Annotated in this window: 26 protein-coding genes and 2 pseudogenes; 27 read left to right on the forward strand and 1 reads right to left on the reverse strand. The window is 40.5% G+C overall.

Annotated elements, in window-relative coordinates; all coding sequences use genetic code 11:
• Window positions 1–399 precede the first annotated feature (399 nt).
• The 11 genes and pseudogenes from BACCELL_RS00030 to BACCELL_RS00080 all read left to right on the forward strand — a co-directional run bounded on the left by BACCELL_RS00030 (window position 400) and on the right by BACCELL_RS00080 (window position 9,549).
• On the forward strand, window positions 400–849 hold the full coding sequence (locus BACCELL_RS00030) for a hypothetical protein (RefSeq protein ID WP_007219751.1): 450 nt from the start codon (window positions 400–402) through the stop codon (window positions 847–849).
• Between the two features lie 205 nt (window positions 850–1,054).
• Window positions 1,055–1,868: pseudogene (locus BACCELL_RS00035) on the forward strand (MotA/TolQ/ExbB proton channel family protein).
• A gap of 31 nt (window positions 1,869–1,899) precedes the next feature.
• Complete coding sequence (locus BACCELL_RS00040) at window positions 1,900–2,505, forward strand: ExbD/TolR family protein (RefSeq protein ID WP_007209411.1); 606 nt, start codon at window positions 1,900–1,902, stop codon at window positions 2,503–2,505.
• 12 nt (window positions 2,506–2,517) lie between these two features.
• Entirely contained in the window at window positions 2,518–3,174 is a 657-nt protein-coding gene (locus BACCELL_RS00045) for an ExbD/TolR family protein (RefSeq protein ID WP_026367265.1), read from the forward strand.
• A 26-nt stretch (window positions 3,175–3,200) separates the two neighbouring features.
• Complete coding sequence (locus BACCELL_RS00050) at window positions 3,201–4,016, forward strand: energy transducer TonB (RefSeq protein ID WP_007209413.1); 816 nt, start codon at window positions 3,201–3,203, stop codon at window positions 4,014–4,016.
• A 13-nt stretch (window positions 4,017–4,029) separates the two neighbouring features.
• Complete coding sequence (locus BACCELL_RS00055; RefSeq protein ID WP_007209414.1) at window positions 4,030–4,980, forward strand: PstS family phosphate ABC transporter substrate-binding protein; 951 nt, start codon at window positions 4,030–4,032, stop codon at window positions 4,978–4,980.
• Between the two features lie 5 nt (window positions 4,981–4,985).
• Entirely contained in the window at window positions 4,986–6,431 is a 1,446-nt protein-coding gene (locus BACCELL_RS00060; protein ID WP_007209415.1) for a tetratricopeptide repeat protein, read from the forward strand.
• Between the two features lie 229 nt (window positions 6,432–6,660).
• Window positions 6,661–7,515, forward strand: a complete 855-nt coding sequence (locus BACCELL_RS00065; protein WP_007209416.1) for an ABC transporter ATP-binding protein — start codon at window positions 6,661–6,663, stop codon at window positions 7,513–7,515.
• Window positions 7,512–8,342, forward strand: coding sequence for a hypothetical protein (locus BACCELL_RS00070; RefSeq protein WP_007209417.1), 831 nt, complete (start codon window positions 7,512–7,514; stop codon window positions 8,340–8,342). The genes BACCELL_RS00065 and BACCELL_RS00070 overlap by 4 nt, the downstream gene beginning before the upstream one ends.
• A gap of 2 nt (window positions 8,343–8,344) precedes the next feature.
• Entirely contained in the window at window positions 8,345–8,713 is a 369-nt protein-coding gene (locus BACCELL_RS00075; protein WP_007209418.1) for a GntR family transcriptional regulator, read from the forward strand.
• An 11-nt stretch (window positions 8,714–8,724) separates the two neighbouring features.
• Complete coding sequence (locus BACCELL_RS00080) at window positions 8,725–9,549, forward strand: PX domain-containing protein (RefSeq protein ID WP_007209419.1); 825 nt, start codon at window positions 8,725–8,727, stop codon at window positions 9,547–9,549.
• A 262-nt stretch (window positions 9,550–9,811) separates the two neighbouring features.
• On the opposite strand, the gene BACCELL_RS00085 is transcribed toward BACCELL_RS00080, so the two are convergent.
• Window positions 9,812–10,189: a hypothetical protein gene (locus BACCELL_RS00085; protein ID WP_007209420.1), complete on the reverse strand. Its 378-nt coding sequence runs from the start codon at window positions 10,187–10,189 to the stop codon at window positions 9,812–9,814.
• Between the two features lie 175 nt (window positions 10,190–10,364).
• Here BACCELL_RS00085 and BACCELL_RS00090 point away from each other — a divergent pair, with 175 nt between their 5' ends.
• The 16 genes and pseudogenes from BACCELL_RS00090 (at window position 10,365) to BACCELL_RS00165 (ending at window position 22,713) form a co-directional block, all read left to right on the forward strand.
• Window positions 10,365–10,601, forward strand: coding sequence for a hypothetical protein (locus tag BACCELL_RS00090; protein ID WP_007209421.1), 237 nt, complete (start codon window positions 10,365–10,367; stop codon window positions 10,599–10,601).
• Window positions 10,602–10,604: 3 nt separating this feature from the next.
• Complete coding sequence (locus BACCELL_RS00095; RefSeq protein WP_007209422.1) at window positions 10,605–10,976, forward strand: helix-turn-helix transcriptional regulator; 372 nt, start codon at window positions 10,605–10,607, stop codon at window positions 10,974–10,976.
• Between the two features lie 76 nt (window positions 10,977–11,052).
• Window positions 11,053–11,132 (forward strand): annotated as a pseudogene (locus BACCELL_RS00100).
• A gap of 100 nt (window positions 11,133–11,232) precedes the next feature.
• A complete protein-coding gene (locus tag BACCELL_RS00105) occupies window positions 11,233–11,532 on the forward strand; it encodes a hypothetical protein (RefSeq protein WP_007209423.1) in 300 nt (99 codons plus the stop codon).
• Between the two features lie 189 nt (window positions 11,533–11,721).
• On the forward strand, window positions 11,722–11,976 hold the full coding sequence (locus BACCELL_RS00110) for a hypothetical protein (protein WP_044153107.1): 255 nt from the start codon (window positions 11,722–11,724) through the stop codon (window positions 11,974–11,976).
• 11 nt (window positions 11,977–11,987) lie between these two features.
• Window positions 11,988–12,497 (forward strand): hypothetical protein, encoded by a 510-nt coding sequence (locus BACCELL_RS00115; RefSeq protein WP_007209425.1) that lies wholly within the window; start codon window positions 11,988–11,990, stop codon window positions 12,495–12,497.
• Window positions 12,498–12,510: 13 nt separating this feature from the next.
• Complete coding sequence (locus BACCELL_RS00120) at window positions 12,511–12,783, forward strand: hypothetical protein (protein ID WP_007209426.1); 273 nt, start codon at window positions 12,511–12,513, stop codon at window positions 12,781–12,783.
• Window positions 12,784–13,297: 514 nt separating this feature from the next.
• Window positions 13,298–13,474 (forward strand): hypothetical protein, encoded by a 177-nt coding sequence (locus BACCELL_RS26370; RefSeq protein WP_007209428.1) that lies wholly within the window; start codon window positions 13,298–13,300, stop codon window positions 13,472–13,474.
• Window positions 13,475–13,559: 85 nt separating this feature from the next.
• Window positions 13,560–13,772, forward strand: coding sequence for a hypothetical protein (locus tag BACCELL_RS00130; protein ID WP_002562754.1), 213 nt, complete (start codon window positions 13,560–13,562; stop codon window positions 13,770–13,772).
• A gap of 60 nt (window positions 13,773–13,832) precedes the next feature.
• A complete protein-coding gene (locus BACCELL_RS00135; protein ID WP_007209429.1) occupies window positions 13,833–16,763 on the forward strand; it encodes a hypothetical protein in 2,931 nt (976 codons plus the stop codon).
• Complete coding sequence (locus BACCELL_RS00140) at window positions 16,750–17,067, forward strand: hypothetical protein (RefSeq protein WP_007209430.1); 318 nt, start codon at window positions 16,750–16,752, stop codon at window positions 17,065–17,067. Before BACCELL_RS00135 ends, BACCELL_RS00140 begins: the two co-directional genes overlap by 14 nt.
• 607 nt (window positions 17,068–17,674) lie before the next feature.
• Window positions 17,675–18,163, forward strand: a complete 489-nt coding sequence (locus tag BACCELL_RS00145; RefSeq protein ID WP_007209431.1) for a hypothetical protein — start codon at window positions 17,675–17,677, stop codon at window positions 18,161–18,163.
• Between the two features lie 109 nt (window positions 18,164–18,272).
• Complete coding sequence (locus BACCELL_RS00150; protein WP_007209432.1) at window positions 18,273–18,701, forward strand: hypothetical protein; 429 nt, start codon at window positions 18,273–18,275, stop codon at window positions 18,699–18,701.
• 39 nt (window positions 18,702–18,740) lie between these two features.
• Window positions 18,741–19,601, forward strand: coding sequence for a S49 family peptidase (locus BACCELL_RS00155; RefSeq protein ID WP_044153137.1), 861 nt, complete (start codon window positions 18,741–18,743; stop codon window positions 19,599–19,601).
• 26 nt (window positions 19,602–19,627) lie between these two features.
• Window positions 19,628–21,838 (forward strand): hypothetical protein, encoded by a 2,211-nt coding sequence (locus BACCELL_RS00160; protein WP_007209434.1) that lies wholly within the window; start codon window positions 19,628–19,630, stop codon window positions 21,836–21,838.
• Between the two features lie 56 nt (window positions 21,839–21,894).
• The gene (locus tag BACCELL_RS00165; RefSeq protein WP_007209435.1) at window positions 21,895–22,713 is read left to right on the forward strand and encodes a hypothetical protein; all 819 of its coding nucleotides are present in this window, start codon (window positions 21,895–21,897) and stop codon (window positions 22,711–22,713) included.
• Window positions 22,714–22,815: the final 102 nt, after the last annotated feature.

Consider the following 22,815-nt stretch of genomic DNA (forward strand, 5'->3'; position numbering starts at 1 on the left):
ATCTCTTTGCTTTTACGTTTATATCCCCTTCCCGATACACGTCTTCTTTCAGTTCAATATCCTCCCCAGTTTATTCTCTTCTATCTTAATTCTCCTCTTAAAGTAATCCTACTCTTTACATTATAATTGCATATTTATGATAAAATGTATACTGTTGTATTATCAATGTAATATAGTATCCCCTAAGTAATAAACCAATGATTAAAACTACTTAAAACCAGGAAATTATATCATATTTTTGCTTTCGTATTTAGTGCTTTATTCGTACCTTTACTTCGTATTAAAAGGTACTATAATTCCTTTATTTACTGAACATTATTTTTTTTATTAAAAGAAAATTCGATTTTTATAAAACAAAAAACAGCCATTCGCTGTTGTTACTATAGAATTGAAAGCGACATGAGAACAACTGTAAAGACATTTTTGGTATTTGTGCTACTTATGGTGACGTGTAGTCTTGGTAGCAGAGCCGTCAACTTTACGGGGATGGTTGAAAAAGCTGCATCTACTTGTGAGGTGAGCGCTTCTTCATCATCATTAAAGAATGCTTCTTCGGATAATGTCGCTAATAATACTAGAAGCAACTTATTTACAAACTCCAAGTTTATGTGGACTACGGATGCTGAACTTGGAAGCAAACCTATCTCTGAAAGATATTCTTTTAATCCTTATCGTTTCCGCAGAGCTGTTGAAACAGCGTCTGTAATGAGAGGCCTTTTGATGATTTCTTCTCACCACAATTTGTTGGTACATGACCAGTCTAAACTATATTATTCAGATAAAGATCCGCATTACACATCCTTCAGTAGTGAATACTACATCTACACTTTGCGGCGGATTGTGATTTAAACTTCCTTTTTATTTAGTTTTCCCCTTTTTTCCCTTTACTTCTTTCCCAAAATATGGCTGAAAGTAGGTGACCTTTTACAATCCTATGCTTGGGTTGGGTTATACGGGCGTTAGCGGCATGTTCATGCTGTGAAGGGGAGGATTATATCCATACGTCTAATTTTTAAAAATCAATTTTAATACAAACCCATTTAAATTTTTCATCATGGAAACTATTCAAAAGAAATCTGCCTCTTTTAAAGGCATCAAGTCCGCCGGTTGGGTAATCGTAATTTGCTTTATCGTTGCCGTGCTTATTTTTCACTTTGTGTTGGGAAACCCCTCTAACTTCATGAACAATGACCCGAACAACCATCCGCTGCCAGGGAACTTCCTCGGTACTATCTACAAAGGTGGATTCATCGTTCCGGTTATTCAGACTCTCTTGCTGACCGTTATTGCACTGAGTATTGAACGCTACATCGCTATTGGTGCTGCTTTCGGTAAAGGTTCATTGGCTAAATTCGTTGCTAACATCAAAGCTGCTTTGGCTGCCGGTGATATGAAGAAGGCTCAGGAACTTTGTGACAATCAACGTGGCTCTGTAGCCAATGTAAGTAAATGCTACTCTGAAGAAGTATGCTGAAATGGAGAATGACACGACTCTTGCTAAAGACCAGAAGTTGCTTGCCATTCAGAAAGAGTTGGAAGAAGCTACTGCTTTGGAGCTGCCGATGATGGAACAGAACCTGCCTATTATCGGTACTATCACTACTCTGGGTACATTGATGGGATTGCTTGGTACGGTTATCGGTATGATCCGTTCGTTTGCCGCTCTGGCTGCCGGAGGTTCTGCTGACTCTATGGCATTGTCACAAGGTATTTCCGAGGCTTTGATTAATACTGCCTTCGGTATCTTAACCGGTGCATTGGCCGTTATCTCTTATAACTATTATACCAATAAGATTGATAAGTTAACTTACAGCCTTGATGAGGTTGGTTTCTCTATCGTGCAGACATTTGCAGCTACGCATAAATAAATCGGTCGAACCCTTTTAAAATACTACAATTATGGGTAGAGCGAAAATAAAAAAGAAAAGTACGTTCATCGACATGACCGCGATGAGTGACGTGACTGTATTGCTGCTGACTTTCTTCATGCTGACGTCTACGTTCGTGAAGAAAGAGCCGGTACAGGTTACCACTCCGGGGTCCGTATCCGAGATTAAGATCCCGGAAACGAATATCCTGCAAATATTGGTCGATCCGGAGGGAAAAGTATTTATGAGTCTGGACAAACAGTCTGACTTGCGCGAGGTGCTGGAAGCAATGGGGCAAGAATATGGAGTGACTTTCACTCCGGAGGAAACTAAGAAATTCTCATTGGCGTCTACTTTCGGGGTGCCAATGAAGAGTATGAAGAAGTACCTCGATTTGCCGCAGGATCAGCAAGACGCTGTGTTAAAGAATGAGGGGATACCTACCGACAGTATCGATAATCAGTTCAAAGCCTGGGTGCGCAATGCCCGTGCTACGAACAAAGATTTACGTATCGCCATCAAGGCGGATGCCAATACTCCTTATTCCGTAATCAAGAATGTGATGAACTCACTTCAGGACCTCAGAGAGAACCGGTATAACCTGATTACTTCTCTGAAGACTACTTCTGAAGACTAACAGAAAGGAAATATTATGGCTGAAATACAAGAAAGCGGCAATAAGAAAAAAGGCGGAAAAAATAAGCAAAAGAAAATGACCGTCAGGGTGGACTTTACACCGATGGTGGACATGAATATGTTGCTGATTACCTTCTTTATGCTTTGTACTTCACTGAGCAAACCTCAGACTATGGAGATAAGCATGCCGAGCAATGATAAGAATGTTACTGAAGAGCAGCAGTCTAAAGTGAAGGCATCACAGGCTATCACATTGCTGTTGGGAGGTGACGATAAATTGTATTATTACGATGGAGAGCCCAACTATAAAGATTATAGCTCGCTGAAGGAAACAACCTATAAGGCGGATGGTCTGAGAGCAATGCTTTTGCAACGTAATAGAGCTGCTGTAAATGAAGTGAACGAACTGAAACAGCAGAAACTGAATCTTAAGATATCAGAAGAAGAGTTTACGAAGAAATTGGGTGAAATTAAGAGCGGAAAGGATACTCCGACCGTGATTATCAAAGCCACTGATGATGCTTCGTACAAGAATCTGATTGATGCACTCGATGAAATGCAGATATGTAATATAGGTAAGTATGTGATTACGGACATCGCTGAAGCCGATGAGTTCTTGATAAAGAACTACGATAGCAAAGGTGAATTGTCGCAGAACCTTGCCGAATAATGTGTAACACCTAAAAAAGTAAGAATATGGCTAAAGTAGATTTAAGTTCTTCGGAATGGTGTGACCTGATATTCAGTGGCAAGAATAAGGCATACGGCGCCTATCAGTTAAGAGAGAAATCTCCGAAGCGTCATAATATTGCTGTGATACTGGTGATTGTCATTGCATTGATAGGGTTCAGTATCCCTACTTTGATAAAGATGGCTACGCCGAAGCAGAAGGAAGTGATGACCGAGGTGACTACCTTGTCTCAATTGGAAGAACCGGAAATTAAACAGGAAGAAATGAAAAGAGTGGAGCCCGTTGCTCCCCCGCCTCCTGCACTGAAGAGTTCTATCAAATTCACGGCTCCCGTCATCAAGAAAGACGAGGAAGTGAGAGATGAGGATGAGATTAAGAGCCAGCAGGAACTGACAGAAACAAAAGTGGCTATTTCTATCGCTGACGTGAAAGGTAACGACGAAGAACATGGTAAGGATATTGCTGACCTGAAACAAGTGGTTACCCAAGCTGAACCGGAACCTGAAAAGGTTTTCGATATGGTAGAACAAATGCCTCAGTTCCCTGGTGGACAGGCTGAGATGATGCAGTTCATCAGCAAGAATATGAAGTATCCGACTATTGCCCAGGAAAACGGAACGCAGGGACGTGTGACTTGCCAGTTTGTAGTAGGTGCGGATGGTCGTGTACGTGATGTGAATGTGCTGAGAGGTGTAGACCCTTACCTGGACAAAGAAGCTGTCCGTGTGATTATGTCCATGCCTAAGTGGATTCCCGGTAAACAGAATGGTAAAGCTGTATCGGTGAAGTATACAATTCCGGTAGTGTTTAGGTTACAATAATAATGTGTGTGTCATGAAAACGGTGAAACAACTTCAACTTTTGAGTTTGGCAGTGATGCTGCTTGCAGTGTCTGCCTGCCAAAGTAAGCCTAAGGACGGGCTGACGGATACGTACACTTCGGGTGTGATAGCAATTGCTGCGGACGAAAGTTTCCAGCCTATCGTACAGGAGGAGGTGGATGTATTTGAAGGACTGTTTCCTCTGGCAGGAATTGTGCCCCGTTATGTGACGGAAGTAGAAGCCGTCAATCTATTGCTCAAGGACAGTCTGCGATTGGCTATAACCAGTCGCAGACTGACACCGGAGGAGATGAACTCTTTCAATAGCCGGAAGTTCTTCCCGCAGGAGATAAAGATTGCTACGGATGGGCTAGCGTTGATTACGAACAGGGAGAATCCTGATACGTTGATCACCGTGAACGAAATTCGCAGCATCCTGACGGGAAAGGTTACACAATGGAAGGAAATTTATCCGGCATCCCGGCTGAAGGATATCCGCCTGGTATTTGACAATAAAAACTCCAGTACCGTGCGGTTTGCGGTGGATTCCATTTGTAAGGGTGCTCCGTTATCGGACCAGGTGAAAGCATTGAAAACCAACAGAGAGGTCATCGACTTTGTGTCAAAGACTCCTGATGCTATCGGTATTATCGGCGTGAATTGGCTGAGCGACCGTAATGACAGCACAGGGCTCTCCTTCAGCAAAGAAGTACGTGTGATGTCCGTCAGCGCAGCCGACAAGGCGAAGCCGGAAAACAGTTTCAAACCCTATCAGGCATATTTGTTTTACGGTGATTATCCGTTGGCACGCAGCATCTATGCCCTGTTAAACGATCCGCGAAGCGCGCTTCCGTGGGGATTTGCCTCCTTCCTTGCTTCCGACCGGGGACAGCGGATTATTTTAAAGTCGGGATTAGTACCCGCTACCCAACAGGTACGGGTGGTGAATATAAAAGATAAATAACTAAAATGAGTGCTATTATGAAAACGATGTTAGTTCTTAGTATGGGAGCGTTGCTGTTGGCCGGCACACTTTCCGCACAAACGCCTGTACCCGAATGGCAGGCTGGGGTAGATAAAGTAAAAAACTTGATTCAGTCCAATCCCGCGCAAGCTTCTGAGGAGGCTGGGGAGTTACTGAAAGGGAAGAATAAAAAGAATGTGGATCTTGTGACTTCCGTAGCCCATGTTTATCTGGACGCCGGAAAGATCACCGAAGCTCAGGAATATCTGGCTATGGCAAAGAAAGCCAATAACAAAGATCCCAAAGTGTCTGTATTGGAGGGTGATATTGCCCTTGCACAAAAGAATATTGGACAAGCTTGCCAACTTTATGAGCAAGCCATCTATTTCGATCCGAATTGCAAGGAAGCCTACCTGAAGTATGCGCAGGCTTATAAGTCTGCCAGCCCTACACAGGCCATTGAAAAGTTGGAGCAGCTCAAAGCTGTAGATCCGAACTGTCTGGAAGCTGACAGGGAACTGGCTGAGGTATATTATTCCGGCAATCGTTTTGGCAAAGCTGCCGAGATGTATGCGAAATTCATCGACACGCCTCTTGCTACGGAAGATGATATGCTGAAATATGCTTTTGCCCTATTCCTGAATCATGATTTCGAGAAATCATTGCAGGTTGCACAGAAGGGTTTGCAGAAGAATGCACGCCACGCTGCTTTCAACCGCCTTGTCATGTATAACAATACGGACCTGAAACGCTATGAAGATGCCGAGAAGGCTGCCGATGCTTTCTTCAATGCTTCGGACCGTGCAGACTATTCTTATTTAGATTACCGCTATTATGGCGCTTTACTGAGTGCATTGAAGAAATATGATAAAGCTATTATAGAATATGGCAAAGCATTGGATAAAGATGATACACAAGTGGACTTGTGGCGTGAGATATCCGATGCCCATGAAATGAACAATAATTATGCAGAGGCTATTGCTGCTTACCGCAAATATTACGATGCATTAGCCAAAGAAAAGAAGACTCCTGAAACATTATTCCAGTTAGGACGTCTTTATTACGGACAGGGCACATCTTCGGATTCGCTCGCCGTACAGCCTGCCGACCGTAAACTGGCATTGCAGTCTGCTGACTCTGTGTTCACCCTTGTTTCCGAACAAGCTCCCGACAGTTATCTGGGAGAAATGTGGCGTGCCCGGACCAATTCTGCCATGGACCCCGAAACTACTGACGGGCTGGCGAAACCTTATTACGAAAAGGTAATGGACATGCTACTGAGTAAAAATGAACCGAAGTATAACTCTGCGTTGATAGAGTGCTACAGTTATCTGGGCTACTACTATCTGTTAAAGAGCGACTATCCTGCTTCGAAAGAGTTCTGGAATAAAATTCTGGCTATAGACCCCGCCAATGCTACTGCCAAAAAGGCGTTGGAAGGCATCAAATAGCAACAATTTTAGTTGTTTGTCGTGTCGGGAGGAGTGGAGAGTGATTCTTAGCTCCTCCTTTTTTTATGTTTTTTTCTGTAAACGCTTGGATTATTAAAAAGATTCTCTACCTTTGTGGTGTACTAATAAACTAATACACTAATATTGAAATTAACAAGGTATCAGATACTAGTTGACAAGGCCTTCTCCTTGTATCTTGTTTCCTTGCCACCTATAAAAACATATAAGTATGCTACAGGTAGAAAACATTTCGTTCAGTTATCGTCGGGGTAAAAAAGAAGTCCTGCACGATTTTTCGCTCTCGTTAGAGAGAGGTAGGGTATACGGGTTACTGGGAAAGAACGGTGCCGGCAAATCTACACTGCTTTATCTGATGAGCGGTTTGCTTACTCCTAAGAGTGGGAAAATAATGTATCATGATACCGATGTACGCCGTCGGTTGCCAATCACACTACAGGATATGTTCCTGGTTCCCGAAGAATTTGAATTACCTCCTATATCTTTAGTCAGCTACGTGGAGTTGAACAGTCAGTTCTATCCCCGTTTCAGTAAGGAAGACATGGTAAAATACCTGCATTATTTCGAAATGGAGCAGGATATTGACCTAGGAGCCTTGTCGATGGGGCAGAAGAAGAAAGTCTTTATGAGCTTTGCATTGGCTACCCACACCTCACTGCTGATTATGGACGAACCGACCAATGGTCTTGATATTCCGGGTAAGAGCCAGTTCCGTAAATTTATAGCTTCGGGCATGTCGGACGACAGAACCATTATTATCTCTACCCACCAGGTGCGGGATATTGATAAGATACTGGATCATGTGGTGATTATGGATAACAGTAATGTTTTGCTTGACGCATCCACTGCCAACATCTGTAGTAAATTTCTTTTCGTTGAAAGCGATGACCGCGAATTGGCAGAAGCAGCGATTTACACGCTTCCTTCCATACAGGGCAATTTCCTGATGTTGCCGAATACGGATGATGAAGAGTCGGAGATCAATCTTGAATTGTTGTTCGGTGCCGCGCTTACGGACCCTGAGAAGATAAAAGGAATGTTTCACCCTAAACAGAATGAACAATGATACGCGATACCTTTTTTAGTGCGCCCCGTTTTGTGAACTTATGTCGCAAAGAAATGGTGGAGAGTTGGAAGGCAAATTTGCTCCGCTTCGTAATGATGTACGGTATAATGGCAATTGCTTTCGTATGGAACGGATATTTTCGGTACAATTATTTGTCAGCAAGCAGTTGGACAGATCAAGATCCTATCTGGAATTTCGAGTTAGGGGCTTTCGTCTGGGCACTTGTTATTATGGGGCTTTTGAGTGCTTCGTTTATAATGGAGCGTATGAAGACTAAAACGAATCGGATAGCTATGTTGATGATTCCTGCCACAATGTTCGAAAAGTTTTTCTCACGTTGGCTGGTATTCACTTTCGGTTTCCTTATCGTATTTCTAATAGCTTTCAAACTGGCGGACTGGACACGTGTAACAATTTATATGATTAGTTATCCCGAGTTGAAAGGTATAATTGCTTCTACTCCACTTTCCCATCTGGTGGGAAAAGAACAATTCTGGACGGTTTTCGATGATTGCAATTATTTCATGTTAGGAGTAAGTGCTTATATCTTTGCACAGTCCCTGTTTGTTTTGGGTAGCTCCATCTGGCCAAAGAATTCATTTGTGAAGACTTTTTCAGCTATTGTTGTGATTGCTATAGTTTATATAGCGATAGGCTCAGTGTTAGCGAAAATGCTATTTGAAGGTCGCAGTGGTGGAGTAAATCAGACCATATCGGATGAAACGATGACACTCTCATCTACGGTAATCTTTTTCGCAATGGCTGTCTTTAACTGGATAGTTGCCTATTTCCGTTTCAAAGAGTCTGAAATCATTAACCGCTGGTAAGTATGAATTTTAAAGAAAGTAAAGCCATCTATCTTCAAATAGCAGATCGCATTTGTGACGAAGTGCTTCTCGGGCAATATCGGGAAGAGGAGCGCATACCATCCGTCAGAGAATATGCAGCTGTGGTAGAGGTGAACGCTAATACGGTGATGCGCTCGTACGATTATCTGCAATCGCAGGAAGTTATCTATAACAAACGTGGTATCGGTTATTTCGTCGCTTCCGGTGCTCGTGCGTTAATCCTTTCATTGCGTAAAGAGTATTTTCTCAAAGAAGAAGTAGATTATTTCTTCAAGCAGATGTATACCCTTGGTATTTCGGCAGAAGACATGTCGGCTATGTACCGGGAATTTAGTAAGAAACAAAAATAAAGAAGAAGATTATGAAACGAACAACTTATATAATATTTGGAATGTTGCTTACGGGATTGGTTGTGGTGTGCGCTGGCATATTCTACGCCTCTACGCAAGTTACAGGTTGGGATAATATTTTCCTGGATATTAAAGGAGAAAAGAAGACTGTTCAATTACCGCAGTGCAGAGTTATACAGATGGTGGCGGTTAGAAATATCATCGCTACGGGTGAGGGCGAAGAAAAGGGAATAAGAATGCCGGCATTTGGAGAGCTTCCTTTGAAAATTACTTCTGGTGAAGCTGGACAAGGATCTTTCACTTATGCTTCCGGTATGGATGAATTTATGACGATGAATTCAGTTGGAGATACGTTACGTATCGTATTTGATTTTCCTAATGATAAGCTTGAAAAGAAATATCAGGACTTGTATTGGCTTAATTTACGTTCCGAGGAGATGATTATAGCTTTGCCGGATCATGTCCAGTTCTTGCAGACCAGTCTTGAAGCCCAGAAAATGACTGTTGAAGGTTTGGCCCGTGATTCATTGTCTTTGATGGTACAAGATTATGCTACCATAAACGACTGCAACTTTAGAGCTTTAACAGTCCAGAATGGTGCGTGGTTGTTTAATACCGGTAAAACGGATAATTTGCATCTGCATCTGAACGGGATACGTAGTTGGAACGTGAACGCAAGTTCTTTCCATGTTGATACGGAGTATCTGTATGCTCATGGTGATCAAAGATGTACTTTGGAGAATGGCGAATGTCGTCAGGTAGTTTGGATGCCTCAATCTAAAGACGCTTCATTGGATATAAAACTGAAGGAAGCTGCAACAGTAGTTGTGAAATAACAATAGGTATTGTCAGGATACGAAAAAAGACCGTTGAAAAACGGTCTTTTTTATTTAGTTGCGGAGATCCGATTTGAATACTCTTCTCTTCGCTTCTGTAAGAAACAGATTATCAGCTTTTTACATTATTCGCAATATGGTTATTTTATATTATATTGTCCCGATTTAGTCCCGGTAAACGTCTTAAAACATAAGCATAACTTACTGATATTCATGTTTGTGTGTGTTTACCGATCTTTCCATTTTCCGCCTTTTATAATCGTCATCCGGCAGCTTCGGCACTGTTGCCGTGGTATAACTCCAATCTAGCCGATAGAGTCGCATTTTCTTGTATAAGACGCTTAACCTCTTCTTTTAATTCTTTATTTTCTTCCTTTAAATAATTTGTTAAATTGTTATCGTTTGATCCTGAATTGTCAGGTGAAAGAAACTTTTCCCCTTCTCCAGTTATTATCCACATGATATTAATTGCTGGATATTTGCGGTGTATATTCCGCAATACGTCGCTGCCTATTTCGCCTATTATTTTTCTTATAAACTCCCTATTCTTCCCAATTTCTTGTGAAAATTGGTTTGGAGTGATACTCATTTCTGTGCATAACTCAATGAGTCTTTCTTTAACTGGGCTAACTTCCTTCATTCTTTATTTATGTTAAAAAGCGGAATATAATCCGCTGTATGTTTTGATATGCGGAATATTATACGCATATTTGCATCACGAATAACAATTTACTGCATCAAATATAACAAAAAGTTGCAGTACACACAATAGGGAAAATACCCTATGTCTATGTAAAATCTAAATATAAAATATTATGGCTGTAACTAAAAAGCATTACTCATTTACGCCTGGTACATTAAAAGTATCCAGGGAAGACTATCCGAAATTGAAAGATCAGCTTTATAACTTCCTTGGCTGTTCGTCGGATCCTGAATATTATAGGAAAAAGAAAGACTATCTGAATATACCGGCCCATATCAAAGAAGGAATAGAAAAGATCTTCTCTGAATTTGGGGTAGATGTTTCTGATATCTGGGATATAAAAGGATAAGCTATGAATATACAGGCAGAATTAACAGAACGGGAAGAGGAAATCGCGGAAGTTATGGGGCTAGGCGCTATTTCCCAGAAAGAAGCTGCTAACATTTTAGGTATTTCAATTAAGACGGTAGACAATACCTTGCAGAAGATCAAAGAAAAGGCCGGTATTAGCAAAGCTGCTGAATTGACAAAGTTCTGCTTTTGCCGGAAATTTAATATTCCCTTGTCTATGTGTGAACCGGTAAAACGGTTTGTGGCCGCTTGTTTTCTTTCCGTATTCATATTTGGCGAATATGTACATGCTAGTGATTTGTACCGTAGAACCACCAATACACGACGGGTACAGACGGAAGAAGTGGTAAGGTTAAGACGAACTGAAACTTAATACTCTGCCTAGTAGAGAAGCCAACGGACAATAATAAGGCATTAAACCGGTGACAGCCGAGAATAGATCGGCACCCCCTGGAATAGTTCAGCGGTAGAACAAAAATGCAGATGATATCGGGTGTTTACGTCGGTGGTTCGATCCCACCTTCCAGGACGTTACATAAAAGTGTAGAAGGCCAACGGATAATAACAAGGCATTAAACCGGTGACAGCCGGGAACAGACCGGTTATGTTTAACATTAAAAAATTCTATTATGGCAGGAAAAGCAAGTATTACAGCAAGAAAAGCGGAACTAGAAGTCTATAAAGATGGAAGTTTCCACAGAATCGACACTCTTAATTTTAGGCCGGGTGAATACCCGGAGTTTACAAAGTTCTTGGAACAAAATTTTTCCTTAGAGCAAGTACATAGTAACATTAAAAAGAAATCAGGTTTTTATCTGGTAAAAGTTGATCCAGATAAAAGAGAAGATCTTCTTAATATTCTTAGCAATGGCCTGGGAAGTACAGTAGATCTTAATTCGCCGTGTATTTATACTGGCACAAAAGATTAGCTATGGCACGGCATAGATGGACTTTATTACAGCCGACACCAGATCGAATACCGGGAGTCTATAAGGCTGAAATTTGCGTCAAATGTGGATGCGTAAAGCTCCACTTGTATTTAGGCCGGATCTACACCTCTTCTTATCTCCTTAATGGGAAAGAATTATCAAAACTACCTGAATGTAAATAGTGAAATTATGGAAACAAAAAAATGTACAGCATGTGGCAGCGTATTGCCTATAAGTGAGTTTTCACACCACCCTAAGACGGCAGACGGATTATGTAACGTTTGCATGAGTTGTCGTTCTGCGAAGATCTCTAAAGGGAAAAAGAAACAGCAACCAGGAAGTAATCCCCAATTAGCGCAATTTAAACCGCGTGAATTGATGGATGAACTTAGAGCCAGGGGCTACAAGGGGACATTAACCTACGTGCAAGAGATCAAACTTTAAAAACTGGTTTTATGGAAGATGGAATAGTAAAAAATAAGCTGGAAAAGCTTAAAAGGCTGAATAGCTCTTTTCTTGAGAAAAAAGAACTACATAATAAAAAGATGATGCGAGCCCGAAAATTTGATACGGAAGAATTTCACTCGGAAAAATACAAGTTGTATTATTCATTAAGTAGTAGAGCGTCCGATCTTGCTTATAATATTCGTAGGAATTTTCTATATGAAAAAAGAATTATTGATTGGGGAGATGCCGAAAGTATTAAGATGGATTATCGTATTCGGTTGAGTAAAAAAGCCGAAGGGCGAGATAACTATCTAAATAAGCATAAATACGGGCTTTGGTTTTTGGGTAGTTCTTTAGGTGCGGATTATGGCGAATTTACTTGTAATAAATGCGGATCCACGTTTTATCATTCACCTTCTGAAATAACACTAGCCGGTAAGGTTGTGTACAAATGTTGTTGCGGGCACTGCACCAATAGTATAATAAACAGAGATTGGGGGGAAGAACCCTATTTTTAATTAATCTTGAGCCATGGACGTACAATTAAAAGGATCGATAAATACGGAAGAAGAAGCTAGATCATATATGAAGCTAGCTATTACAACCGAGTCGAAGAATAGGTTAAAGTACTATCTTGATTTATTAGGCTATCATCATATTGCCTATAAGGTCGAGAAAATTAAACTTATGGGTGATACTTTTTCGGAAGTATATGTATTGCCACATCATTATAAAGTTGCTAGGAATATGTGGAAACAGACGATTGAAGCAGTACTGGATGAAACTGAAATATTTACAGATTAATAATCGAATAGGATGAAGCAATGTCGAAAGAAAATTTGTCCGGTTTGTGGGCGTAAGCTTTGGTTACATAGTTTTTATAAATGTGCTTCCGGGTATAGTTCACATTGTAAGGAATGTGTAAGGGAAGAAAAGAGGCAGGAGTATGCTAGAAACCGTAAAGTTCCTGATGGTTGCTTTTTCCATGAGGCAAAAGGGCGGCTAGTGGAACATAAGGGATATAGTACTCGGATTTTGTGGACGGGGAATATGCTTAGTTTATTGAAACGGTACTATCCAACTACCCGGAATGAGGAATTAGCTGAATTAATAGGGGTATCTCCTAGGACAGTTACGCGTAAAGCTCGCGAATTGGGATTAGTTAAGGATCCCGACTGGTTGAAAGAAGTGTATAACTACAATCGAAGGGATGCGCAAGCAGCTAGTAAACGTAAGGGATATCCTGGATCTTTTCAACCAGGTTGTAGGACTGGTGAGAAATACTGGTTTAAGAAAAAAATGAATAGATAATTTAATAATGAGCGAAAAATCAATATCAATTTCTAAGGAGCAAGTTATTTGGCTTAGAGAAATGTACGAAACCTACCGGGCATTACTGGAAGGGACTCCCGATGATGGAAATGCGGCGGAGCTAAAGCAAGTGAAAAAGCATGTTCTTCCGCTTATTAAGGAATTAGAGAAGATTACTAAATGACGTATAACAAATTAAAAAGGAATCAAATGATAATAGCGTGGTTCTCATGTGGTGTAACATCCGCAGAATATAAGGAGTAGAAAGTATGAGAGAAAGTATTTTGCCTGAAAGTAAGGGGGAAGAGCCTGTAAAGGAGGATCGCCGATTAAGAAACCTAAAGTATCAAATGAGAAAGAAAGGTTATGTTATCAACGACAAAGACCGTGTATGCGTCCTTGCTGATGAAGATAGACGATCTCCATTACAAGAAAAGAGAATTAAGACATTTTCTTTTCGCCTACAATATAAAATGCTTTAGTTAGTGGATATATCCCCAAAAAGATAGAAAAAAGTTTGTAACCGTGTAACTTTAGAAGTTATGATTAAAGTTAGTGACATTTATAGCAAAACGCATGATGGACTAGATATAATCTTAGATTATTATCCACAGGCCGAAGGATGCGTCGATAACAAAAAGAAATTTAAACGCCGCCCGGAAGAAGACGACGCTTCGGCATGTATCAAGAAATTCAAAGTAAATAACGACTATGAAGTCTATAAGGTAACGGACTTCGGGGATCAGTCTACAGCAATGTCCCCGGTTGATATTTGCATGTATGAAGAAGGTATCTCTTTTTCAGAAGCGATTTTTAAGCTGGCAAGTCGTTATAATGTGACTAACGAACTAAATAAGTCAGTCAATAAGCCGGATATCAGAAAGCGACCGGCTAAAGCTGACGAAAAGGAAGGATCCCGCTTCTTTGAACTTGAAAAAACATTCACGGCAGATCAACTTAAGATCATGGGCCCGCGCGTAAAGCAGGAACATATTGATCGGTTAAATTGGTACGTGGCAAAATCGATTTCTTATGTTAAGAATAGGGAAGTTACCACTAAATACACAACGCCTACCTATCCTATATTTATGCGTGAATGTATTGTACAGTCTAGTAATGATCCTGAAAAGGTTGTTAAGTTCTACAAGATATATGAACCGTTGAACCCGGATAAACAATGGCGTTTTAGTTATACCCCTGATGGGGTGAAGCCCAAAGAATTTATTAACGGTCTGGAAGAACTAAAGAAATTGTACCGGGAATATAATGCGAAAGAAGAAGCTTTATTTAAACAGGATCCCAAAAATGAGGATAAACCTTATAAAGAAAAAAAGCTGGAAGAAGCTTTCATTTGTTCAGGTGAACGTGATTCACTTTGTGTTGCTTCGCTTGGCTATTCTCCTTTGTGGTTTAATTCTGAAACCTACAAAGTAAGCCCGGAAGAGATTAAGGAAATATATAAGTATGTAGAGAAACTATATAATATACCGGATATCGATTCGACCGGTATAAGGAAGGCTACGGAATTAGCACTTAAGTATATGGATATCTTAACGGTCTGGCTACCTTCTTGGCTGACTACCTATAAAGATTGGCGCGGGAAACCACGAAAAGATTTCCGGGATTTCATGGAGTTAAGGCAAAAAAATGAAGATTTTAGGAACCTTCTTAAAATGGCTATGCCAGCCCGATTTTGGGAGATAACGCAAAACGAGAAAACCGGGAAGAAACAGTACGAAATAGATGCGGATTGCCTACATTATTTTTTGAAACTAAACGGATTTCATGCCTTAAGGGATGAAAATTCGGCTAATACTCAATATGTACGCGTAGTAGGACGGATCGTTTCGTCTATAAAGGGAAAGGATATAAGAACTTTCCTTCGCCAATTTGCGAGGGAACGTTATTTGGATCGGAATATTCGTAATTTGATCCTAAACTCGCCACGTATGAGCGATGGGGCATTGGAGAATCTGGACGAAATAACGCTGGACTTTACAAGTTATACCAGGAAGAGTCAGTATTTTTTCTTCCCTAATGCAGTATGGGAAGTTACAGGGGGTAAGATAGAAACCCAATTGGCGAACATGGGCATTACAGACCGCTATGTTTGGGAAGAAAATGTAATACCGCACAATGTTAAAGTATTGCCAGATATGTTTACGATAAAACGAAATAAGCTTTCAGATGGGACAGATGCTTGGGATATCGATATACACGAACATGCTAGTAATATTTTTCGATACTTAATTAATACGAGTAGAACACACTGGCGGAAAGAGCTTGAATATTCTCTGGATCACTTGGATAATGAGGAAGCGGATCGATATCGACTAGAACATATTTTTGATATTGCAGGGCCTAACCTGGAACCGGCAGAAATAGCGGAGCAAAAACAGAACTTGATAAATAAGATTTTTGCGATCGGCTATATTCTTCACCGGTATAAATCCCCTTCCCGTGCCTGGTCACCTTATGCGATGGATAATAAACTAGGAGAAGACGGGGACAGTAACGGAAGATCCGGAAAATCTTTTCTTTTTAAAACTTTCGATCACTTTATGAAGACTGTTAAGTTATCCGGCCGTAATCCTAAATTAATGGATAATCCCCACGTGTTCGATCAGATCACCCAACACACCGACTTTTTATTAATAGATGATTGCGATAGATATACTTCTACCGGTTTGTTTTACGACGTTATTTCGTCTGATATGACCGTAAACCCGAAGAACAATCAATCATTCAACATACCTTATAAGGATAGCCCGAAAATTGGATTTACAACAAACTTTGTGCCGGTGGATTTTGATCCATCAACAGAAGGAAGGTTGCTTTATATGGTATTTTCAGACTATTATCACCAACGTACACCGGATAATGACTATTTGGAAACAAGATCTATTCGGGATGATTTCGGTAAGAATTTGCTAACAGACTATAACGAGGAAGAATGGAACCAGGATATTAACTTCATGTTGCAATGTTGCAAGTTCTATCTTTCATTGATTGATGATTCAGTTAAGATACTGCCCCCAATGGATAACATCATGCGTCGAAAATATAAAGCTGATATGGGAGCCGGTTTTGAAGATTGGGCTAAAGGATACTTTGCCGAAGATGGGGATAAGGTTAATGTATTAGTTGATAGGCAATCCGCTTTTCAGGACTTTATAAACTTTTCTGGTATGCGTAAATGTACCATGCAGCGTTTTACGAAAGCTCTAAAAGGATTTGCGAATCTTACGCCTTATGTGAAATGTCTTAATCCAGAAGTTATGCGAAATAGTTCTGGACGTATCACCAGGAAGATAGACGGTAAATCCTGTGATATGATCTATATTCAGACTGTTAGCGCCACTGGAATTAATGATATGGAGATGGGGGAGAGTGAAGCAAACCGGACGCCTGCGCAGACAGTGATTGAAGGTTTTACCGATACAAAAACTGATTCTGGGAATGTGCCTTTCTAAATATAAACTAAAAAGCTACCAGGAATTTAGGGATTTGATGCAGGTGCCCGGATTCTATGAATTTGCTAAGCCGGTATACGACTTTTTGGAAGTGATGGAAGAAGGGACTATCTTCAATTTCGCTACAAAATGCCAGGACGAACAAAAACTGGAATGGTTTATTAAGATAGCATGTTTGTTTATATGGTGCGGGCATTTTGAGTATGAGTTTAACGATGATTTTACAAAGATAAGGCGTAAACGTCTTATGGAGATCGAAAAAAAATGGAAAGAAGAGTATTACGAAAGGTTACGAAACAGCTAACCATGTGACTACATTGCGTCCAGGACTGTAACGAAGGGTACAAAGTAAAGAGGTCAGATACGAAAGTGTCTGGCCTTTTTACTTGAAAAGCGCCCGGCGCCAGCCGCCCTGCCTTTCGGTTTCCCCTTACCCCTTCCCTTTTTACTTACTAAAATTTTGTAACTCTGTATCCTATGTTTGAAAAAGAAGATAAGTAACTAATAATAAGAAAGATAATCGGTTTCAAATTTGGTTGCAAACTTGGTTACAAACTTGGTTACAAAAAAACAGTGTTTGTAACCTTGCATTTTGTGACGGTGGGAAATAGCCTGGTTACAAACTGTTTTTTCTCTTATTTTTTTGTATCATGGTTTTGTGACTAAATTAAAATATTGATATATAGTAAGTTAAGATAAGAAAGTTACAGGTTACAAAATTACAAAGATTTAGAGCGAAATTTGAAAAAACAGACGATTGAAGAGTATGTTTAACAAGCGGTAAATTTATCGCTTATTAAATAGTGTAAATATATTTATATTCTCCGTTATGGAATCAATGATTTAATTTATTGTATATATAATGCTGTTAATCAATATTTTATTTATATTTTTGTAGCAAAATTCAAATCATGGTAACAACGAAAATAACAATCGAGGCACATTTAGCGGAATATTGCTGGTCTAAATTTTCCGCAGATCCAGACGGGGCACCAGTGAAGTTTCCCGATAATTTGGATATCTATCATCTTATTTATGATTTGCTAGAAAAACGACCGATAAACAGTTCTAGGGATCAGGGTAATTTAGAAATTATATTGCCGGATCGTAGGGAAGGGGATCTGGCCGGTGGGAAATCCCCGGAACGTTTCAATTATCTAGGAATACGCAGTCAGAAAATACTTAATAAGAAAATAAAATTGATGATGCGTGCAGAACTTCACGATCTGATTGATGAAAATAAACACAAATTCGGGATCGATCAGATCCAGTCTGTACACTACTTTATGAAAAAATACTGCATTGAATCAATAACCGAAGAAGCATTGCAGAAGGATTACCAGCGATGGAGAGATAATATAAGACGTTCAAGTAAAAAACGTCCATACAAGAAAAAATAGAAGTTTTTTTCACCTACGAAGTGTATCTTAATGTCCTTTTTTTGCTGGAATTTTGCCGGAAAAATGCCGGAAAAATGCGGAGTAATTGAATATCAAATAGTTATATAGTATGAGAACAAAGAAAACACCTTATTCAGCAGCTAATTCGCTTCGACTGATACCGATAGGCAAAATAAATCGTTTTGCCCTAATTATGTCACGTGCTTTTGTTTCCTTCCAAAATGGAGATTATGAGATTCCAATCGTGCCAGGATCATTTACACCTGACATCCAACCGGAAGAAGCAGAAGGCGGCCTTATATATAATGTAGGGCATACGTTTAATGTTGCCCTGATCGATATAGCTAATGAACACTTGCTGGCTGCATTGAGCAAGCAAGAGTTAATCGCCATTTATACCAATGAAGCCGGTTGCGAAATTGTATCTGGAACACAACAAACACCCTTGGCGTTTACTTATGCAAAGGTAGCCGGGCAATATCAATGTAAACTAACCGGGATAATGTCACATTCAGAAGCCTTTTACAGTCCTTTCTAGCCCGCTTTTAAACGGTTTCTTTTGCAGAAAAAAGAAACCGTGGATAAAATTCAGCAGATTTTTAATGAGAAATGGGCGATCGAGGCAAAGGATTATCACCACCTTTTGTCACTTATCTTGCCTTCTATAAATAACGGTAACTTAGCAGCTATTGAACAGCATCTTTTGCAAAATAAGGTTACGGCTTATGCCGCTATGCCTTATGTGGCGGATCGATGGGAACTGGAAGACGCTTCGTTACCGGAAAATTCAGTCGTTATACTTACCTGTGATGGCGTTTTATATTCTTGGGAAACTTACCGTTTGGAACAATTTATTGCAAAAGCCCTAGCAAATCCAAAGATAGCCGGTATTGTCTTATTTGTAAACGGCCCTGGCGGAATGATTACCCGTGTGGATCTTTTGGAAAGAATGATCCGGGAATCTTCTAAACCAATTGCAGCATACATTACCGGTGTATGTGCTTCCGCGCATTTTTGGTTTGTGTCTGCATGTGGGCGGAAATTCGTTTCTTCCCCAATGGACGAAATAGGATCCTGCGGGATTATCTACACTTATCAAAGCTTTAAAAAGTATTATGAAGAGCTAGGCGTTGAGCTTAAGGATATTTATCCTGATAGTGCGGATCTGAAAAATAAAATGATTCGTGATATGGAAGAGAAACAGGATGATAGCCTTATTAAAGAGAAGCTTTCTTTTTATCACAATCTTTTTGCACAGGCAGTTGCCAGGAATCTGGGCATAAAATACGATCGAAACGATCCTCTTTTTCGTGGGCAAACCTATTTTGCTGATGTAGCCCTGGCAAATGGTTATGTAGATGCTTATGGTACGTTGGAAGATGCTATCGTATGGGTATTATCACAAGCGACACTAAAAAGGGCTAATGAGATAATTTAATATTCACTTTTTAATCAATTTGTTTTATGAAAAATCGTTTTTCACAATTCGTTCCGGCTGTAATGGCTATTCTGGGGATTAAGGACTGGAATAAGGACGCGGACAAAAAAAACGCTTTACTGGCAGAAGAGAAAGAAAAGCTTAAAAACATGGGCTTTAATGAAACTTTTCTCACTGGTTTTTGTGAAGCGTTAAGTAATGACTTCCCGGATGATAAACCGCAAGGAAGTACGGAAAATGGAACTGTTATCCCGGAAGATAGTGCTTCCAATGCAGTAATAAAAGGTTTGCTAGCTGATATTACAGCCAAATTAGCTACCGCGCAGGTAGAAATCGAAACTCTGGCTAAAGAAAAAGGAGAACTTTCTACGGAAGTAGCAGCTAAGAGAACAGAGATTACCGGTCTTAATCAAAAAATTAAAACGCTCTCTGATATGGCAGAACTGGACAAGGGAACCGGGGCACAAAACGGGACTATTATACCGGATGCTAAAAACATTGTTTTGAATTGGGATGATGATAAGCAGCTAGGCGGTATTACCGGTGAAATGTACGGTATGGATAGAGCTTATAATCAGCGTTTACGTGCTGAAATGCTTTATCGTAAGGGTATTGCAGTTCAGGTACCTACGGCTAGTTCTATCGATTATTCTAGGCTGAAAGAAGATTTAGGCGCTTTCTATCGTGTACCGTGGCAGGATCGTTTGCAATCTTTTTTGATGGTTTTGCCATCTATCGAGAGTATTTTCCCTTTGGAGAGTGGTTATCAAGATCTAGCAGTATTAACTAATATCTGGTTAGGTGAGTTTTCACAAGCAGATAATACCGCTAGTGACTTCGATAATGTCACTAAGGGCAATTATGAGTTTGACAATGAAACGCTGCGTATGTTTAGCGTTATGTTTGCTCATAAGTTCAAGGATTTAAAAGCGCTGGAAAAATCTTGGATCGGAAGCTACAACAAGGAAGGATCCCAGGTTATTAAGTGGTCTTTTATTGAATACATTCTCGCAGAGACAGCGAAGAAGCTGCATAACGAACGTGAACAGCGCCGTGTTAATGGTGTGCGTAAAGAACCGGATCTGAATAAGCCGGGCCGTGCTATGGGGGCCGCTGATGGTATCTATGAATTTCTGAATAAGAAAGTAGTAGGCCATATTGATATCAATAATGGTAAGCTGGTTTATCAGGTGAAGCCGTTTGAGCTTGGTACTTTGTCACCAGAGAATATCGGGGAAAAAGTTTATCAGGCTACATCAATGATACCAGCCGTTCTTCGCGATTCTGGTACATTAGCTTTGTATATGCCTTCTCACATGATTGTGTGGTACCACAAGTACAATGAACTGCATTATGCGCAGAATCAAGACTACAAGGCTAATATTATGTACGTGAAAGAATATCCGTCGGTGAAACTTATAGCAGTGCCGAACGCTGATAATCACCATCGTATTTTTTGGACGCTGGAAGGTAATATCCATACATTCGAAGATCAGCCGGGAGAAATGACGAAATTCAATATTGAGCAGCAAGACTGGACTTTGAAAGTATGGAGTAACTGGAAAGAATCTACCTGGGCTTATGCAGTAGGATTCAAATACACAAAGAAAGAAGACATGGACTATTCGCGTCAGATGATTTTCTGCAATGAATACGACCGTCCGGCATCTTATTTTATCGAAGCCGATAAGGATACGCAGCCGTCTGCAAAGTATCATACTTCTATTGTAACTGTTGCTAATACTAATCTATTGGCTATTACTGATATTGAAGATGCAGAGGTCGGGAAGATTGTTACGCTGAAATGTGGCAATACGAATAAGGGCGTTAAGATTGATAAGTCCGGTAATTTCTCCCTTATTTCGGAAGCTTGGAACCCTAAAAAGGGTGATATGATCCGTTTAATGAAACGTGATGACGGGAAATTTATTGAGATAGGCCGCGAGACTGGCGCCGCCGATGCTTTGCAGTTTGCCCCAGATGAAACAACGCCTTCTTTACAGGGTGGATCTGTTTTCGTAACAGGTGAAAATACGAAAGCTACGGCAATCACCAACTTTACAGATGCAATCGCCGGAAAAACTTACACGATCCACGGAAGTGGTAAAGAAAATGCTAGTACAATTGCAACCGGCGGAAGTTTTGTTTTAACGTCCGCCCTAACGTTAAGTACCGGTAAGTTTATCAAGCTGGTTAAAACTGACGATGGCAAGTTCTACGAAGTTGCACGCGGCTAATTATTGGTGGGGGAATATTTTCCCCTACCTATTATTAATCTCAAAAAAATAGCTATATGAAAACTTACATTAAAACATCTGTACCCAGACCGGCAGGAAGTCCGGGTAAGGGAATAACGCCTAAAGATGTTCTTACGTTGATCGACGTTGAAGACATTGTTTCTTTTCCGCCGCGTGATGGTGCCGGTGTCGTCCTGGTTGGTGATATTGTAGTAAAACCGTCGGCGTACTCTGTGGATCTTTATATTACGCCTGGTACGGTTGAACTGGCTTCTAACGGTGAAGGTGAAACCGATGCGAAAGGTTTTACGCCTTCGGTTAAAGGGAAGCATCCAGGGAATAAAAGAGAAGTGCGCGAATTTAAGACGAACTGGCTAGGTCGTCATTGTATTGCTATTTTGCAGTATTGTAACGGGGAACCAGCAGATATTATCGGATCACCATGTAACCCGATTGAAATGTCTGTGAACTATACAGGCAATAAAGATGCAAATTCTTCTGAATTTACTTTTACGCAAATTAGCAAGGGGGACGATATCGGAATTTATGAAGGCACGATCCCGCACGAAGAACCCCTGGCAGTAGTTCCGGCGGCTGCAACGGAAATAACCTTCAAAGGTACAGGGCAATATCAGCTAAGTGCCGGAGCTGCGAAAATAGCAACTGTTACAGGTGCTCAACATGGCGACGTCTTAACGTTGATTGGTATTACGGCTGGTGTTGCACCAACAGTAGAAACCGGCGCTTCGTCTGTCTTTTTATTGCAAGCTGGTAAGGTGTTCACCGCGTCACCTGGAAGCCAGATCACATTTAAGGCTTTTGATACCGGAGGTGGGGCAATGAAATTTGTTGAGCAATCAAGATACGAGGCTTAATTTTTTTACTTGTAACTACTTGTAAGCCCTGGGCAGTGATGTTCGGGGCTTTTTTAGTCCTTTGCCTGGCAATTGCCTTTTTTAATCTTTGTGTCTCACTTA

Source organism: Bacteroides cellulosilyticus DSM 14838, from assembly GCF_000158035.1.
Lineage (GTDB): Bacteria > Bacteroidota > Bacteroidia > Bacteroidales > Bacteroidaceae > Bacteroides > Bacteroides cellulosilyticus.